Consider the following 16,791-nt stretch of genomic DNA (forward strand, 5'->3'; position numbering starts at 1 on the left):
CTTCAGAACGAGGCTTCCCGCGGTCTCTCTGTACGCTTCCGCGGTATTGATGACAAGGGGCTGGCCTCCTATCTGCTCTCTCTTTACTGCTCCTGTGCGATCCTTGCTGACGACGCTATCGCTGTACTGGAAGATGTAGAGGTTGGAGAGTACTATGACTATAACTAATTCTGTAGCTCCCGAAGCTCTGGGGCTTCCCTCCGTTCAGGAGCTGGAGACTCTTGCGGGACAGTATTTTCAGGATCTGGACGGCAGTATCCTCGAGCCGGAGCGCTGTGTTAAGGAAACTGCAGCGCTGGTAACCAGCGGCGATACCGCCGTGTTCGGTACCGCGGCCTCCAAGGCGGCCGCTCTTTCCGGCTTTGAGGATTTTCAGAAAATCGCCGATGAGGTTGTAAAAGACGATTACGCTGCCTATGCCGGTTCCGTTCCGGAAGAAATCCCGGAGAGCTCCGGCGCTTCTGAGGCTGTTTCTGCGGCTGCAGCTCTGGCACAGCAGGGCACCTCCTATAGTGCCCCCGCTCCGGCCGCCTCTTCTGAAATCAAGGCTTTCTCGCCGGTAGTGGTGTCGCAGGCCCAGAGTCAGAATCAGATCCCGGAGGCTTCTCCGGCGAGAGCGGAGTCTCCCCGTAAGTCCGATGCCACTGTGGGAGGCCAGACCGGGAACCGCAGCATTGTGATTGGTTCCAAAACCCTGGAGCAGATAAGACAGGATTTCCCGATTCTGGGCGAGACTGTCAGCAATCACCCGCTGATCTGGCTTGACAACGGAGCCACTACCCAGAGACCGCAAAGTGTCATTGACCGTCTCAGCTACTATTATGCCCATGAGAACTCCAATGTGCACCGCGGTGCTCATACGATGGCGGCCCGTTCTACCGACGCCTATGAAAATGCCCGCCAGACGGTGGCTGACTTTATCGGTGCCGTCTCCAAGGACAATATTGTTTTTGTAAGGGGTACCACCGAGGCCATTAACCTGGTGGCGCATTCCTTTGTCAAGCCGCTGCTGAAGCCGGGGGACGAAATCATTGTTTCTCTGCTGGAGCATCATGCCAACATCGTTCCCTGGCAGCTGGTGGCCGAGGAGACCGGCGCGGTAATCAAGGTTATTCCGGTGGATGCCTCCGGGCAGCTTGACATGGGGGCTTACGAGAAGCTGTTTACTCCCAGAACCAGATTTGTTTCCGTAACCCATGTGTCCAACGTGCTGGGTACCATCACCCCGGTGGAGGAGCTGGTGGCCATTGCTCATGCTCACGGCGTCAGGATTCTTATTGACGGGGCGCAGTCAATTGCGCACATTCCGGTGAATGTCACCGCGCTGGATACCGATTTCTTCGTATTCTCCGGCCACAAGGTGTATGCGCCTACCGGTATCGGAGCCCTTTACGGCAAGAAGGAGGTTCTGGAGCAGGCCAGACCGTATCACGGCGGCGGCAATATGATTGCGGATGTAACCTTTGAGAGAACGATCTACAATCCCGCTCCCAACAAATTTGAGGCCGGTACCGGCAGCATTGCGGATGCGGTAGGACTGGGCGCGGCTCTGGACTATCTTGCCGGCATTGGCATTCACGAGGTCAGCAGATACGAGCACGAGCTGGTGGCCTATGGCATGCAGGAGCTGGGAAAGATCCGGGGACTCCATCTTATCGGCACTGCAAAGAACAAGTCCAGCGCGCTTTCCTTTGTGATGGACGGCAAGGATATTCATGAGATCGGGAAGTATCTGGACAGCTACGGTATTGCTGTAAGAACCGGACATCACTGTGCCCAGCCGATTCTGAGGCATTACGGACTTGAAGGCGTGGTGCGGCCGACCCTGGCCATTTACAACACCTTTGAGGACATTGACTATCTGGCCAGAGCTCTGAGAAATCTGGTTTAAGCTCTCAGGGCGGTCCTTTCTGGAGGAAGCTGCCAGGCGACAGGGAGTCAGGGTAACCGGGCTCCTTTTTTGACGCCGGTTCCCAGGCGGCTTCTGACAGGGAATATTTTCAGTTATCAGAACTGAGTTCACATTTTTTCAAATTGCTGATAAAATACTTAAACCTAGTAGGCAAATAGGTATTATCAGTATTCACAGTTTTAACGGGTTTTCAGGTACAGCCGCTGTTATGGCCGGAACCTGAAAAGGATTTTAAGAGGTGTCCGGAATGAGATTCAACACAGCGCTTCTTCATGATGGTGCGGACTTAAACGAGACTCATGGCGCAACACTGCCGCCGGTATATCAGGCCAGCGCCTTCCATCATGCCAGTGCCGAGGAAATGGCGGCCATTTTCGGACATCGGGCTCCGGGATACAGCTACACCAGAGTTGGGAATCCCAGTCTGGCCGCATTCGAGACCCGTATTACCAGACTGGAAAACGGGGTGTCTTCCGTCGCTTTTTCTTCGGGGATGGCGGCTATTTCCGGTGCAGTGCTGAACATCGTTGCCGCTGGCGACGAGATCGTGGCCAGTCGCGGTCTTTACGGCGGCACCTACTACCTTTTTAAGGATCTCCGCTCTCTGGGGATTGCCACAAAATTTGTCGATATTACTGACCGGGCCGCGGTGGAAACGGCAGTCAGCGAAAAAACCAGGCTGATTTTTGCGGAAACTATCGGGAATCCCAGTCTTGAGGTCGCCGATATCCCGATGCTGGCGGAAGTCGCAAAGGCCCATGGCATTCCGCTCATCATTGACAATACCGCGGCGACGGCCTATCTGGCACGGCCTCTGGATCTGGGGGCAGATATTGTGGTGAATTCCACCTCCAAATACGTGAACGGATCCGGCAGTGCTATAAGCGGTGTGCTGACCGACGGCGGTACCTTTAACTGGAGATCCCCGAAATATCCGGAATTTGCAAGCTATGCGAAGTATAGAAAATTCGCCTTTACCGCGAAGCTCCGGAACGGTTTTGCCCGGGATCTGGGCGGCTGTCTCGCACCTATGAATGCTTTCCTCAATATCATCGGCCTGGAAACCCTGGGGCTCAGAATGAAGCAGGCCTGCGACAATGCTCTGGCCATGGCGGAATGGCTCTCCCGCGAGCATCCGGAGCTTCAGGTTAACTATCCGGGGCTTCCGGGAGCCCGGACCCGCGACACGGCCGGAAGGGTTCTCAGAAACGGCTTTGGAGCTATTCTGACACTAAGAGCCGGCAGCCGGGAGCGGGCATTTGCCATTATGAACCGGCTCCGGCTGATGTACCGGATTTCCAATATCGGGGATTCCCGCACTCTTATTATTCATCCGGGTTCCACCCTTGCTCTGGAGAATACTCCTGAGGAACGGGAAGGCTCCGGAGTTTACGATGATCTTTTGCGAATCAGTCTCGGTATCGAGGACGCGGCGGACCTTATTGAGGATCTCCGCCAGGCTCTGGAGGCTGGCTGATTCTGTTTCTGAGCCGGGAGAGTTTTCCGGCCTTTAACCCATTTTTCTGATATGAAACCAGGAGGTTTATTGTGGCAGAGACAATCAAGGCAGACGAAAATGTTGATGTTACCAGTCTGGTATGTCCGAATACCTTTGTAAAAACAAAGGTTGTTCTGGACGAGCTGGACGAAGGGCAGATTCTGGCAGTGCGGCTCAATGACGGAGAGCCGGTGCAGAATGTTCCGCGTTCTCTGAAGGAGGAGGGGCACGAGGTGCTTGGTCTGGACTCCAATGGTGACGGCACCTTTACCCTCTATGTGAGGAAGGTCGGGGATTAATTTCTGGAGGAACCGTTCCCGGCGCGGTCCGGAACGGTTCGGGAAGGCGCTTCCGTTTCCGGTTTTTGTGCCGGATCGGGTAATCAGTAAGGAAACAATGATGTTTATAACAGTATCAGGAGAAAAGAAGGAAGTTAAGGACGGCCTTCTCCTCAAAGAGCTTATCGAGCAGGAAAAGGTGCAGACTCCTCAGTATGTCACCGTTTCTCTTAATGATGAGTTTATTGAGACAGCGGATCGGGATCAGGTTGTTCTTAAGGATGGGGATACGGTAGAATTCCTCTATTTCATGGGAGGCGGAGCATGGCATTAAGCGATGAGCAGATTGAACGGTATTCCCGTCATATTCTTCTCAAGGAAGTAGGTGCCAAAGGACAGAAGAAGCTTCTGGAAGCAAAGGTACTTATTATCGGTGCCGGCGGCCTCGGCTGTCCGGTCGGTCTTTACCTGGCTGCTGCCGGGGTGGGCACCATCGGCGTTGCGGATGCGGACACCGTGGATCTCTCCAACCTGCAAAGGCAGATTGCCCATACCACTGCCGATATCGGGAAGCCCAAGGTGCAGTCCCTGAAGGAGTCCATGGAGGCCATTAATCCGGATGTAACGGTGCACGCGTATCAGAAGTTTATCGATTCCTCCAATATCCGGGAGCTTATCCGGGATTATGACTTTATTGTGGACGGTACTGACAACTTCGCGGCAAAGTTCCTCATTAACGATGCCTGTGTTATGGAAAAGAAGCCCTTCAGCCATGCCGGCATTTTAAGATTCCAGGGACAGCTTATGACCTATATTCCCGGTCAGGGGCCGTGCTACCGCTGCGTGTTCAAGGACATGCCGCCGAAGGACGCCATTCCTACCTGCCGCCAGGCCGGGGTAATAGGAGCCATGGCTGGCGTTATCGGAAGTCTCCAGGCGATGGAAACCGTGAAGTTTATTACCGGAACCGGCAAGCTTCTTGTGGGCGAGCTTCTGACCTATGACGGCATCAGTCAGTCCTTCAGAAAGGTTAAGCTGCCTCCCTGCAACGGGAAATGCGCTATCTGCGGCGAGCATCCCACCATCACCGAGCTTCGGGACTACGAGCAGCCTGCCTGCGAACTCAGGCTGTAATGCGGGAAGAATGCATGATTACTCTTAAAAAGTCAGATTATGAGAAGATGCTGGCCCATGCAAGGGCAGGGCTTCCCGCTGAAGCCTGCGGGCTTATCGCCGGCACTGTCGCTAATGGCAGCAAGACTGTCAGGAAGGTATATCTCCTGACCAACACCGATCATTCCAGCGAGCATTTTACGATTGATCCCAAAGAGCATCTTGCCGCCATCAAGGATATGAGGGCGTCCGGTCTGGTTCCCCTGGGAAACTGGCATTCCCATCCCGAATCTCCCTCGCGGCCCTCTGAGGAGGATAAGAGACTGGCCTATGATCCTCAGGCATCCTATATGATCCTTTCTCTTATGGATGCGGAGCCGGTGCTGAATTCCTTCCATATTGAGGGTAATGTCAGTACTAAAGAGGAACTTGTCATCAGCGACTGAGACTGCTGTCAGACTGTTCCCGCAACGGTTTCCGGTGCAGGTTTTCTGTTCCGGAGACTGTCTTCAGGAAAAAAACGAAGCGGGCAGGGAATCTCTGTTTCTGCAGCTGTCCGGGGCAGTGGGGGCGGTATTTCCGCCGCGCTCTCTTTATGACGTTAGAGGTCTCATGCTGCCGTTACCGTTTGGTATCCGTTCTTCATTCCGCTCAGTCATCCCCTCTGTAATTCCCTCACTTTTTCCGGCGGTTCCTGTTCCGGCCGTGCGGCTTCAGTTTTTGCCATGACCGCGTGGCTTTTTGGGCAGAAAGTCCCGGAAGCTGTTCTGGCGGGAAGTTCTGACACATCTTCAGCATGGCAGAACCGCTGTCCGATTCAGGAGATCTGTATGGTTATTCCGGGGCCGGATGTGCTAAGCTGTCAGAAAACGGGATAAATATCAGCTATGGGTTTCCCGGTAAAGTGATGTCATTTGCTATCTCATGCTGGTATTTTGGGCTGGCTGTGCCAAAGAAGTTCGCTGGTTAGGCTTTCATAAAATACCGACGCTTTTAAGGAGCGGATATGGAAATAAATACGGATAGGGCGGTCTCCGGGACAGTTTTTCCGATAGGCATATCTGATTTTGAAAATCTTATCAGTAACGGTATGGTCTACATTGACAAGACCTCCTGTCTTGAGGAGCTTCTGACCCCGGGGACAGGGGTGTTTCAGATTCAGAGGCCCCGGAGATTCGGGAAGACGCTTGCCATGAGCATGCTGTCCTGTTTTCTGGAAATGAACTATGAGAATCCGGAGGACAGAAGCCGGCCGGAAAGGCTCTTCAGGGATCTCGCCATCTATAAGAACAGGGCATTCTGCGATGAATACATGGGGCGCTACCCGGTTATCAGCATTTCCTTCAAGGATGTGGAGGGAGATACATTCGAGGATGCTGCTGAGATGATTGTCGCTATATTTGCAGAGCTAGCCTCCAGATTTGCATTTCTTACGAAAAAAACAGCACTGGATACGCTTTTCCTGCAGAGAATAAACCCAAATTCCCTGTAGTTTCTGGTAACTACATCTAATTCTACATCACCAAATATCCCTTTCAACTCCTTTTTTTATCTGTATTTCCAGTTGCTATGGACGAATTTGTTGTGCTATAATGTAGTTACAGGTTTATAAATGGTAACTACAAATGTCAGATAACTCCGCAAAATGCCCAAATAGGCTATCCTTCCAATATAAAGGCAACTATAAGTATGCTAAGGTTCCAGGAACTTCATATCGGGAAAATGGAAAAATCCGGAAAAAGGGTACGATATATCTAGGCAGAGTAATTGATGAGAAAAATAATATTTTCTACAGCAAGGAAAGAGGGGTTTTTAAGTATGATATTGAAAACAACCAATTTCTTCGAGCAGATCCTTCCTTTACAGGTACTTTGCAAAACGATCAAAGAAAGAAACCTAAGTTAATTTTAGATTTCGGAGATTCGTTTTTCATTAATGAATTAATTCATCAAATGAATTATGATAAAGTGCTCAATAGCATCGGATATAAAAACAAAGATACATTATATTCCATGGTCATGTTTTATGTGCTTACTGATATTTCATGTATGCATTGTAACACTTGGTATGATGGTAATTTTGCCAAAATATTATATCCCAATGCTGATTTACACTCACAACGAATAAGTGAATTCCTCTCATTTTTAGGGAAAGAGGAAATAAGACAAAAATTCTTCAAATCTCATATAGATTGGATTAAAGAAAAAATTTCTAACGATCCTGCTATTGTTATAGATAGCACTGGATTACCTAATGATATTCAAATTGAACTTACAAATGTAAGCAATCATAATAATATTATTAGTAATGAAGTTCGAATGATATCAGCTATTCAAAGAGATTCAGGCTACCCATTAATTTTCAGAGCAATCCCTGGGAATATAAACGATGTATCGACGCTATCTAAAACAATAACAGTGCTTAATGAGTATGGCGTAAACACCGACATGGCCTTGCTTGATGCAGGTTACTTATCAGAAAAGAACATTGACAACCTCTACTATGCCAATATTGATTTTGTTGCAAGATTACCTGAAAAACTAAAGACCATATACGATAATATTGTTGAACAAGGTAAAAATGAATTGCGAAGACCGGAAAATTTAGTTACATTTATGGGGAGGTTTGTTTATGTAAAACAAGTAAATTGCAATATCGGAACAATTAAAAAAGAAGCATATGCGTATTTGTGTTTTGATGTAGATGCAGCTTCATCTGAAAATCATAAGACTATTGTTAATTCTAAAAAATTATCTCAAAAGAAATTAAAGAAAATTGGCAGTGCATTTCATGAATTATTTGAAACGTCTGGAATGTTCATAATTATTTCATCATTACCATACAAAACTGATGAGATTCTAAATGTGTATTATAATCGTCTTATTGTTGAACAATACTTTGATTTAGGGAAAGGACTGAGTAGATTAATGCCGTTAAGAGTTCATAACGAAGAAAGGGTATTAGGACATTTACTTCTTTGTCAAATAGCTGCAACCATGAACTTATATATACAAAAAAAGCTGAATCAGACTTATCTCAATTCAGTTGAATTGTACTTAGGTCTAAGAAATCAAAAGTGTGTAATTTATGCTACAAAAATTATAACAAGTGAAGCCCAAAGTTCTGCAACGCGGCTATATAACAAGTTTAAAATTACCTGCCCGAACTATTACATAAAACATGGTGATGTTTTAAAATCACATAATTCCATACCTAAGGTTAATCCTGACGATGAGTAACTCCAGTGTACAAGATTGTTGCGGAATGAGTGTTTGTAGTTAGAAGATACCCCCGGGAATTTGGGATAAAGGACTGTAATAACGGTATAACTCCTGTTTTTAACTCTGACGGCACCTTTGCCAGAGGTGTGGCAGCTCTTATAAATTTATTTCTGAAGAATCTGACTACCTGCCTCAGGCAGACATTCGGTAAAGATCCGGTAATTATTATTGATGAGTATGATGTTCCTCTGCAAAAAGCCGCAGCACGCGGTTATTACGGCAAAATGCTCGACGTTATCCGGCTGATTCTAAGTACGACACTGAAGGATAATGATAAGAACATCTTTAAGGGCTTTGTCACCGGCTGTCTCCGTATCGCCCATCAGAGCATTTTCACCGGTATCAACAATTTCAAGGCCAACGGTATTCAGGATGAGTTTTTATCCGGTTTTATCGGTCTCACCAAGGACGAAACGGTTAAGCTTCTAAGACAGCACAATCTGGGAAACCGGCTTCCTGATGTTATTAAATGGTACGACGGCTATAATTTTGGCGGCACTGACATGCTGTGCCCGTGGAGTGTGCTGAATTTTACAGGAGATGCACTTAAAAGCAGAAATCCCGCCGCATTCAGACCGCAGAACTACTGGGCAAATTCCAGCGGTAACGATATCATCGGGCTCTCGATGAAACATCCCAGAGCGCAGGATTTGGAGCGCATTCAGCATCTTCTGGAAGGAAAATCCGCAGAAATAGCGCTCCGGGAATTCACCTCCTATCCGGCCATTACGGCACATACTGACTTTGATACCTTTGCCACCATGATGCTCCATACCGGGTATCTTACAGTGGTCCGGGATACGGAGCCTGCTGCAAAAAACAGAGCCGTGGTCAGAATTCCGAATAATGAGGTTCGGGAATGCTTTTCCGAAAAGGCGGAGCTCCTTTTCAGCGCCGGCAATCCGGAGTGGCTGGAAAAAGCAGTGACGCTCCGGGATGCTCTTCTTGGCGGGGATACGGATCTGGCTCAGGACATCATGAATGCCATGCTCCGGAGGTTTATCAGTGTGAGAGATACCAGTTATGAGTATTACTACCATATGTTCCTTTCCGGGGCGCTCTCCCTGACCGCTGATGAAAGTGTTGATGTAATATCCCAGACCGAAATGGGGGACGGCTACCCGGATATCATTATTGATAACACCAGGAACAGAGAGGCGGTGCTTCTGGAACTCAAAAAAGCCGCCGGGAACAAGTTCTCGCAGCTGGAAAAGCGGGCGGAGGCAGCGCTGGAGCAGATAAGGAGCCATGATTACGGCAGGGATTTCAGGGAGCGGAAATACCGGAGAATTTTCAGCTTTGGCGTGTCATTTTTCGGGAAGGAGTGTCTGGTTCTCAGGCTGCCGGATAATGCCGCCGGGAACTAAGGTTTCAGAACAGATCGGACATTGCCGCGTCATTCCGGCACGGCCTCCTCCTCCAGAGTCTCCAGAAGAAAGCTGACCGGTCTAAAGCCGTCATTACAGGAGATCATGGCCGATTTCGGGTTTTTCATCCAGCCGTCATAGAAGTTTTCTCCGCCGTGGGCCAGCGTCATGACAAACGGAGATACTGAATCCCAGGCACTGTCGCAGAAGCCTTCAGGCTTTTTCCAGCCGTTGCATATGAACACCTGCCCTGATTTCATGTCGCAGGCATGTTCCAGCGGGTTTTCGTATTCCGCAATAAGGTCGTCGTATCTGGCGATTTTTTTTACTGTAATTCTTACCTTCTTCATGTTCCGGGGATCCTCTGATTTCGGGTATGTCTGCTGATTTAGGGTTCCGGCAGGGGCCCCCGGGGGATTCCGGAATGGGTACCGGGATGCGCCGGGACGGTCTTTCGTTTCTGCCCTGGTCCTTCCGGAATTGTACCTTCAGAAGGGGAACATGCGGTATCCGGTATCTCTGCCGGGGCAGAGGATTCCTGAAAAGTGAAGGCAAGGTCACGGTTTATGGCCCGGGGATCCGGAAATAACCGCCGGAAAGACAGCATATCCCATAAGCTCCATAATATAGCCTAACGGAGATCCCGGAACATTTTTCGCATCTCTGCTATCGTAGTCCGGAGTCATATTTTGGGGAGGCCTTTTCCATGAGTTTTCCAGGAATCAGCTGGCAACTCTGGCGATGAAGGCTTGATTTGGCAGGAAATCTGTTTTAGAGTGTTTTATAGATCCTGAATAGCGGAGTGAGAAGGGCATGTCTGTAAAAATTGAACACGTGGCACTTTATGCCTGGGATCCCGAAGCTGTCCGGGATTTTTTTGAAAAATATCTCCATGGCCGTTCCGGATCCTGCTACCGTAACCAGAAAACCGGTTTCCGTTCATATTTTGTCAGCTTTGATGACGGAGCCCGGCTGGAAATCATGAACCGTCCCGGCATGACCGATCCCCCGCATGTCCCGTATGGCATCGGGTACAGTCATGTGGCGTTCTCTCTGGGAAGCCGGGAAGAAGTGGATGAACTTACGGAGAGACTGCGCATTGACGGCTTTTCGGTACTGAGCGGCCCCCGGGTCACCGGGGACGGCTATTATGAGAGCGCCGTGGCTGTCGGTGAAATAATGATAGAGCTTACGGTGTGAGTCACAGCGCCATTAAAGAGCCCCGGGGCCGGTAAAGACTCCGGAAAGTGGTTTCTGTGAGGCGCTGTGCCGGCACTCTCCGGGATTCCTTCAGCGCTGCCGGATCTCCTGAAGCTTTTGGCAGGCGGCATCATTCTTAAGGTTGCAGGCTTTGTCCAGGAACCTTATGGCGGCTCCGGAATCCTGGGGAACTCCGGCACCCTCCAGGTAATTCACTCCCAGATTATAGCAGGCGATGCCGTTGTCCATGCTGCAGGCTCTGTCATAGAACTCATTGGCGGTTTTCTGGTTTTTGCCAACCCCCCGTCCGTTGAAGTATGAATAGCCCAGACTGGTGCAGCCGTAGCTGTAGCTGAGACTGCAGCTCTTTTCAAACATTCTGGTGGCTTCCCGGTAGCTCTGCATGGTTCCTTCCCCGTCCCGGTAGGCGATGCCCAGATGATTGCAGGCTCTGCCGTTATTAAGATCGCAGGACCGCCTGAAGAGCACCACGGCTTTTCGGGGATCCCTGGCAAAGCCTTTTCCCTCGCTATAAAGCATGGCCAGACGGAAGCAGCCGTCCGGATCCTTTTTTCCGCAGGCCCGGTCATAAAGGTCGGCGGCCTTCTGGTACTTCTGGCTGCCCTCGTAGAGACCTCCCATATTGACGCAGGATTTCATAAAATCTCTGTCGCAGTATTTTATGAACAGCGACTGGGCATTCAGCACGTCCTGGGAGGTGCCGGTGCCGTCCCGGAGGGCAACGGCGTAGCTGTTGCAGCCATCGGGGAAGTCCCCCTGACAGGACTTTCTAAAGAGCCTTGCCGCCTCCTCCGGGGATTTTGTGACGCCGGTGCCGTTCATATAGAGAAGTCCGAGACTGTGACAGGCAGGATGGTGTCCCCTGTCGCAGCTTTGCCTGAAAAGACGGAGGGCTTCCTCCTCCGATTTCGGGACTCCTTTTCCGTCAAGACTGGCGGTTCCCAGCATATAGCACCCTCCGGGATGCTCCCTTCGGCAGAGATTTCTGAAGATTCTGACGGCTTCATCATAATTCTGTCTTAAGCCGGTGCCGTTCCAGTAGCTCATGCCCATACTGAAGCAGCCCGGTTCGGACTCCAGGGAGCAGGCCTGCCGGTACAGCTGCACCGCTTTAATGGGATTTTTGGGCGTGCCTTCTCCGCGTTCATAGCTCTGGCCCGTAAAATTGCAGCCGTCGGGGCTTTTGAGATTGCAGGCCGCCTCCAGAAAGACAAGGGCCCGGGGGTAGATGCCGGCTTCCTGACAGGCAAGTCCCGCTTTCAGACATGCATTACCGGATGCGCAGCCGGCGTTTTCAGCATTTTCAGGGATTTCAGGGCAGGCGGCGTCATCAGCGGCAACGGCCGGATTCAGGAACAGCAGGGCCGGCAGCAGCAGTGCCGGAATCAGGGAGGTTGGAAGAGCCATATTCCGGAAGAACTCCAAAGAGAAAATAACGATGCTATGGCATTATAAGGCTATCTTCTCCGGGAGGAATTTTTTGCATGCGATTATTGCGGATCGGTCAAACTCCTGACTGAAAATGCCGCTGTCATAAACCTTCCAGACCTGAAAAATCACGGGATTTTCTCACCTCCCGGGAGAGGTATCAGATGCAGGGAGGCGCCGCGGCATGCGCAGATTCCCAGATTCCCAGGGGGCGTCCGGTGCCGGGTTCCGGGGCTTTAGCGATTATATGATCTGCCGGACATTTTTCACCTATTGTCAGAAATAACCTTGAATACCATGAATTATTATTTGTATAATGGTTTAAAAGTTGTTTGTTGGAAAAATTTTCGTATTACCCGCTGCCTGGTGCCGGGAGTCTCTTCAGAAGCCCGCATCGCCATAATGTTTCCGCAGTCCCGGACTGGGGGCCGGAAGGTGCCGGGGCAGTTTTTTTCCCGTCCGCCGCAGTGCAAACTAAGGATTTTTTATGTTTACGACCTACTATTCAGACAGTCTGGAGATACTTGCCCTTATCGGCGGAAGGATCATGAAAGAGCAGCAGGGGGGCGGCGATCTTTTTCTGAATGAGGTCATTGTTACTCAGAACAGCGGCATGTTTACCTATGTTAAGCAGGTAATGACTGCCGAGAACGGGATATTTGCCCAGACCCGCAATGTCAGGCTCTGGAATTTTGTCTGGGAGCTGGCCCGGGCGGCTCTTAAGACTTTTCCGCAGGCGTCAGATAAGGCGGAGGATTTTGATGTCTACAGCCGGGAGGCCCTCAGGTGGAATCTTATCGGCCTTTTTTCCGCTAATAATGCCCTGAATGGCGAGGAGACTTTTCAGCATATCAGGGAATATCTGGATCGTCCGGGGATTTCGGAAACTGAACGGGAACTCCTGGTCTATGATCTGGCGGCTTCCCTGGCCGATGTTTACGACAAGTACCAGATTTACCGGAGCGACTGGATCAGCCTGTGGACAGACAGTAGCTCCAATGGCATACAGAGTCTTAATGATTATATGAACAAGCTTCCCGGGGGGAGAATCCAGAACACCTTCAAATGGGAGGCGGCGCTCTGGAGCATTCTGGAAAAGAATGTAAAAGGCGCAGGCGGAGGAAAATCCTCTCCGGCGGGGGCCGGGGACCAGCCCCGGATTTCCCGTTCCCGGATTATTAAGGATCTGGGAGCGCTCCTTCAGAAGACAGATCCCGCCTCCGCAGAAGGAAAGCTGATTAGTGAGGCCTTTTCCAGAATCATCCCCGGAAGAGTATTCATCTACGGCATTTCCTCGGTACCTCCGGAGATCCTGAATATCCTCATTGCCCTGGGCCGGTTTTCTGATGTGCATTTCATGTTTCTCAATCCCTGCCGCGAGTACTGGGGGGACATCAGACCCGTAAGCAGGAAGGAAATCCGTGAGAAGATTAACCGCATCACCCGCTATCAGATTGAGGCCCGGAGCGGGAATCTCAGAGACGAGTTCCATTCGCCGGTTTCTGAAGCAGCTGCCGGTTTCGCCGGGGAGTCCCTTTCCATGCGGGTAATACCCTCCGAAGAACGTGAGGACTGTTTTAAAAAGATCCCGGAGGTCTGTGATTTTGATTTTGATTTTGATGATGAGGCGCAGGAAAAGGAATCCCGCCGGAAGGCGGACGAGGAACTCCGGAACCTGGAGGACACCCTGCAGAATGCGGGGAATCCGCTTCTGCTGTCCTTCGGAAAAAGAGGCCGGGACACCGTGGCTCTTCTTACGAAAAAGACCGCTGAATGCGCAGAGCTTTATACCAGCGGATGCCACGGGGAAAGTCTTATTTGCGAGATTTCCGCCTACGAGCAGGATTACCGTGCCGGAAATGACCCGGCAAAACCGGTCAGCATTCTTGAAAAGATCAGAATGGATATCTTCAGACTGGACAATTCCGTAATCCCCGATGATAACGAAGCCGGCAGAAGAACTCCGGTAAATACTGAGAATCCCTCCCTGACGGTGACCTCCTGCCCCACCAGGCTCCGGGAGGTACAGGTGCTTTACGACAGAATCCTGGCGCTGTTTGATAAGGACAATGCCGCCGGGGTTCCGGAAAAAGAGCCGATCCTCCCCCGGGATATCATTGTCATGGCACCGAACATTTCGGTATACGCCCCGTTTATTGAAGGCGTCTTCCGGGGCGGCAGCGAAAGCCTCAGGGCAAAGCAGACGGCCCAGAGCGGCAAATCGGTAACGCTTCCCATTGCCATCTGCGACCGCAGCATGAACGATCAGAACCCGGTACTGACCGGTGTGCGGACACTCCTCTCGCTTGCGAGTCCGGATCGCATCTGGAGTGCCCATGACGTGGTGGCGCTTTTCAACATTGAGGAGGTGCGCCAGAAATTCGGATTTTCGGAGGAGGATATCCGGGAAATCGGTAATCTTCTTCATGACAACAACGGCGTGCTGGGACTGGATTCCGGGGATGTGGCTGCGCTCGAGATTCCGGAACCTTCCGACGGGAGTGCCCTCCTGGGACACCTTCAGGATCTCACCCTGAAACAGGGCGTTTCCAGACTGGTCATGGGCAGCATGATGCCCTGTGAGGGCAGCGACAGCAAGCCCTGGAATGCCGAAAGCGAGGGCGACCAGGTACGGATTATCGGATCCTTTGCGGAGTTCCTGACCAGGCTTACGGAGCTTAAAAAGGAGCTTTCCGCCATGAACAGCCGTGCCGAAAACCCCGCTAGTGCGAATCCGCTCACCATGGAGGACTGGCATACCTTCATCAGAACCCGCATTCTGGACGGTTTTTTCCGTCTGGGAGAACAGGGCACGGGCATTATGAGCTACCTGAAGAAGGCCTTTTCCGAAGCCGCTGCCAGCATTGCCGCTCTGGAACGGAAGCCCCGGCTTACCCTCAGTCTGGCCATCCGGTTCTTTGACGATATCCTGGCGGGATCCGACGACAGACGGTCTCCGTTCCTGAGAAACGCCATTAACTTCTGCACCTTTGTTCCCATGCGCTCCATTCCCTTCAGGTATGTGTTCATGCTGGGCATGAATGACGGCGAGTTTCCGGCGAACCCGGCAGTGCCCGGTTTTGACCTCATGAACGAAATGCCCCGGGCCGGGGATCGCAACCGTCCGGACGATGACCGCTACATGTTTCTGGAGGCAGTGCTGGCCGCTCAGGAGGGACTTCACATTTCCTACCTGGGCATTTCCCCGGGGGACGGTTCCGAGAAGAATCCCTCTGTGGTGGTATCCGAGCTGGCGGACTATGTTATGGCTTCCATGAGGGCCGCAGACAAAGATGTGGCTTCAGAGAAGAAAAGAAACAAAGAAAGCGGTAACGAAGATACGGAGATATCTTCGGCGGCGCTTCTCCGGAAGAGAATTTTCTTTAAGGCCGTTCTGAATCCCTCCGACCGGGTAAACTACACCGAGGGCAGTCCTTTCCATTCCTATCAGGAGCAGTGGATTCCGAAACGATCAGCTGGGGAAAATACCGGGCCGGATTCTCCGGAAGGGCGGAGCAGTGCTGCTTCCGGAGGACTTAGGGAACAGCATTTCATAGGTCAGGGCCTCTATTCTGCAGGCCGGCTGGAGCCTCTTAACGGCCGGCTGGAAATTCCGGCCAGGGATCTTCTGAGGTTCATCAAGGATCCCGAGAAGTATTTTCTGACCAGAAAGCTTGGCGTTTCCCAGGACTACAGCAGGGAGGTGCCGGCTCATGAAATTTTCAGTTTCGGATATATTCAGGCAAATGATCTTCTTAAGGATGCGGCACAGATGACTGAAGCGGAGCGGGCCGGATTACGGGAGCTTCAGATCAGAAAGGGAGCCTTCCCGGCAGGAATGGCGGGAGATTATGCCTGGAACCAGGTCTCTCAGAAAATTGACTGCCTCGGCAGGGTGCTGGAATTGGCTCAGGAGCCTCTTTCTGCAGCTGATGAAATCACGCTGGATGCGGTTCCGGACTATGCCGCGGTATGCATTGCGCTGGACAGAAAGCTGGGGGGAAATCCCTTTGTCCCCTCCGGTCCGGACTGGCAGTACTGGGACATTCCGGAACCGGCCTGCGAAGCTACCGGTGCCGCCTCTGATACGAAGGACACGAATACGTGCCGGGATCTTTTAGCCGCATACAGGCAAAGCTGCGGTACCAGCATTCCAGCAGTGACCATCAGAATTACCGGGATCTCTGAAGTAGATGAGCTTTTAAGGCGGAATTTCATGTTTGATTCCTGGCATAATAGTTCCAACCTGAAATTCAAGTTTCAGAAGAAGGTTCATGCTGCTTTGTATACGCTATGTGTGAATTCTGATAACCAGCCCTTTTATGCCGTTGGCAATGATCTTAAGGAAGTGTCCGATGAGTCTAAGAGGCTTGAAAAGAACACGGTATTAATGAGCTGCGATCAGGCCTCCGGTATTCTCAGACGGGGAGTGATTCTTTATCTCCTGGGGCAGATTACGCCTTTGTCCCTTGAATTGAAAAATAATAATTACAGCAGCAATAATTCCCGGAAAAACAGTACCAGAAGAGATTTCCTGAATGCCGGAAAAACCCTTTTTAATTCTCAGGATAATGATCAGCCCAGAAATTTTAAGGGGATCTGCACAGCCTTTAAGACATTATTAGATGATAAATAAGGACCGGCCGGCAAAAAGAAGTAGCAGCCCAGGGACTGCGGGATACAGCATAGGACG

Annotated in this window: 14 protein-coding genes and 1 pseudogene; 13 read left to right on the forward strand and 2 right to left on the reverse strand. The window is 50.9% G+C overall.

Annotated features, from left to right (window positions below; translation table 11 throughout):
• From F557_RS23290 to F557_RS0111340, 10 genes and pseudogenes are all read left to right on the forward strand, one after another.
• Positions 1-168 (forward strand): annotated as a pseudogene (locus tag F557_RS23290) (hypothetical protein); the annotation flags it as partial.
• A complete protein-coding gene (locus F557_RS0111290) occupies positions 155-1,891 on the forward strand; it encodes a cysteine desulfurase (protein ID WP_019002329.1) in 1,737 nt (578 codons plus the stop codon). The pseudogene F557_RS23290 and the gene F557_RS0111290, both read left to right, overlap by 14 nt.
• 268 nt (positions 1,892-2,159) lie before the next feature.
• Positions 2,160-3,389, forward strand: a complete 1,230-nt coding sequence (locus F557_RS0111295; RefSeq protein WP_019002330.1) for an O-acetylhomoserine aminocarboxypropyltransferase/cysteine synthase family protein — start codon at positions 2,160-2,162, stop codon at positions 3,387-3,389.
• Positions 3,390-3,460: 71 nt separating this feature from the next.
• Positions 3,461-3,709: a sulfurtransferase TusA family protein gene (locus F557_RS0111300; RefSeq protein ID WP_019002331.1), complete on the forward strand. Its 249-nt coding sequence runs from the start codon at positions 3,461-3,463 to the stop codon at positions 3,707-3,709.
• 100 nt (positions 3,710-3,809) lie between these two features.
• Positions 3,810-4,022, forward strand: a complete 213-nt coding sequence (thiS, locus tag F557_RS0111305) for a sulfur carrier protein ThiS (protein ID WP_026297883.1) — start codon at positions 3,810-3,812, stop codon at positions 4,020-4,022.
• Positions 4,013-4,822, forward strand: coding sequence for a HesA/MoeB/ThiF family protein (locus F557_RS0111310; protein ID WP_019002333.1), 810 nt, complete (start codon positions 4,013-4,015; stop codon positions 4,820-4,822). Before thiS ends, F557_RS0111310 begins: the two co-directional genes overlap by 10 nt.
• Positions 4,823-4,836: 14 nt before the next feature.
• On the forward strand, positions 4,837-5,247 hold the full coding sequence (locus F557_RS0111315) for a M67 family metallopeptidase (RefSeq protein ID WP_026297884.1): 411 nt from the start codon (positions 4,837-4,839) through the stop codon (positions 5,245-5,247).
• A gap of 560 nt (positions 5,248-5,807) precedes the next feature.
• Entirely contained in the window at positions 5,808-6,293 is a 486-nt protein-coding gene (locus tag F557_RS0111330; RefSeq protein ID WP_019002337.1) for an AAA family ATPase, read from the forward strand.
• A 133-nt stretch (positions 6,294-6,426) separates the two neighbouring features.
• A complete protein-coding gene (locus tag F557_RS0111335) occupies positions 6,427-8,040 on the forward strand; it encodes a transposase (protein ID WP_019002338.1) in 1,614 nt (537 codons plus the stop codon).
• Positions 8,041-8,069: 29 nt separating this feature from the next.
• Positions 8,070-9,449 carry a PD-(D/E)XK nuclease domain-containing protein gene (locus F557_RS0111340; RefSeq protein ID WP_019002339.1) on the forward strand — a complete coding sequence of 460 codons (1,380 nt, stop codon included), beginning with the start codon at positions 8,070-8,072 and terminating at the stop codon, positions 9,447-9,449.
• A gap of 29 nt (positions 9,450-9,478) precedes the next feature.
• On the opposite strand, the gene F557_RS0111345 is transcribed toward F557_RS0111340, so the two are convergent.
• Entirely contained in the window at positions 9,479-9,799 is a 321-nt protein-coding gene (locus F557_RS0111345) for a TIGR04076 family protein (protein ID WP_019002340.1), read from the reverse strand.
• 26 nt (positions 9,800-9,825) lie between these two features.
• Between F557_RS0111345 and F557_RS22735 the strand changes: the two genes are divergently transcribed.
• Both F557_RS22735 and F557_RS0111360 read left to right on the forward strand, forming a co-directional pair.
• The gene (locus F557_RS22735; protein WP_019002341.1) at positions 9,826-10,038 is read left to right on the forward strand and encodes a hypothetical protein; all 213 of its coding nucleotides are present in this window, start codon (positions 9,826-9,828) and stop codon (positions 10,036-10,038) included.
• 224 nt (positions 10,039-10,262) lie between these two features.
• The gene (locus F557_RS0111360) at positions 10,263-10,649 is read left to right on the forward strand and encodes a VOC family protein (RefSeq protein ID WP_019002343.1); all 387 of its coding nucleotides are present in this window, start codon (positions 10,263-10,265) and stop codon (positions 10,647-10,649) included.
• A gap of 90 nt (positions 10,650-10,739) precedes the next feature.
• On the opposite strand, the gene F557_RS0111365 is transcribed toward F557_RS0111360, so the two are convergent.
• Entirely contained in the window at positions 10,740-12,077 is a 1,338-nt protein-coding gene (locus F557_RS0111365; RefSeq protein WP_019002344.1) for an SEL1-like repeat protein, read from the reverse strand.
• A 508-nt stretch (positions 12,078-12,585) separates the two neighbouring features.
• Here F557_RS0111365 and F557_RS0111375 point away from each other — a divergent pair.
• Positions 12,586-16,734, forward strand: coding sequence for an exodeoxyribonuclease V subunit gamma (locus tag F557_RS0111375; protein WP_019002345.1), 4,149 nt, complete (start codon positions 12,586-12,588; stop codon positions 16,732-16,734).
• Positions 16,735-16,791: the final 57 nt, after the last annotated feature.

It is taken from the genome of Succinimonas amylolytica DSM 2873, assembly GCF_000378405.1.
GTDB classification, from domain to species: domain Bacteria; phylum Pseudomonadota; class Gammaproteobacteria; order Enterobacterales; family Succinivibrionaceae; genus Succinimonas; species Succinimonas amylolytica.

Excerpts from the sequence above, each read along its gene's own strand:
- F557_RS0111360 (WP_019002343.1), top strand. The coding sequence starts at position 10,263 with ATGTCTGTAAAAATTGAACACGTGGCACTTTATGCCTGGGATCCCGAA.
- F557_RS0111295 (WP_019002330.1), top strand. The coding sequence starts at position 2,160 with ATGAGATTCAACACAGCGCTTCTTCATGATGGTGCGGACTTAAACGAG.
- F557_RS0111290 (WP_019002329.1), top strand. The coding sequence starts at position 155 with ATGACTATAACTAATTCTGTAGCTCCCGAAGCTCTGGGGCTTCCCTCC.
- thiS (WP_026297883.1), top strand. The coding sequence starts at position 3,810 with ATGTTTATAACAGTATCAGGAGAAAAGAAGGAAGTTAAGGACGGCCTT.
- F557_RS0111375 (WP_019002345.1), top strand. The coding sequence starts at position 12,586 with ATGTTTACGACCTACTATTCAGACAGTCTGGAGATACTTGCCCTTATC.
- F557_RS0111345 (WP_019002340.1), bottom strand. The coding sequence starts at position 9,799 with ATGAAGAAGGTAAGAATTACAGTAAAAAAAATCGCCAGATACGACGAC.
- F557_RS0111365 (WP_019002344.1), bottom strand. The coding sequence starts at position 12,077 with ATGGCTCTTCCAACCTCCCTGATTCCGGCACTGCTGCTGCCGGCCCTG.
- F557_RS0111315 (WP_026297884.1), top strand. The coding sequence starts at position 4,837 with ATGATTACTCTTAAAAAGTCAGATTATGAGAAGATGCTGGCCCATGCA.
- F557_RS0111310 (WP_019002333.1), top strand. The coding sequence starts at position 4,013 with ATGGCATTAAGCGATGAGCAGATTGAACGGTATTCCCGTCATATTCTT.
- F557_RS0111330 (WP_019002337.1), top strand. The coding sequence starts at position 5,808 with ATGGAAATAAATACGGATAGGGCGGTCTCCGGGACAGTTTTTCCGATA.
- F557_RS0111335 (WP_019002338.1), top strand. The coding sequence starts at position 6,427 with ATGTCAGATAACTCCGCAAAATGCCCAAATAGGCTATCCTTCCAATAT.
- F557_RS22735 (WP_019002341.1), top strand. The coding sequence starts at position 9,826 with ATGTCTGCTGATTTAGGGTTCCGGCAGGGGCCCCCGGGGGATTCCGGA.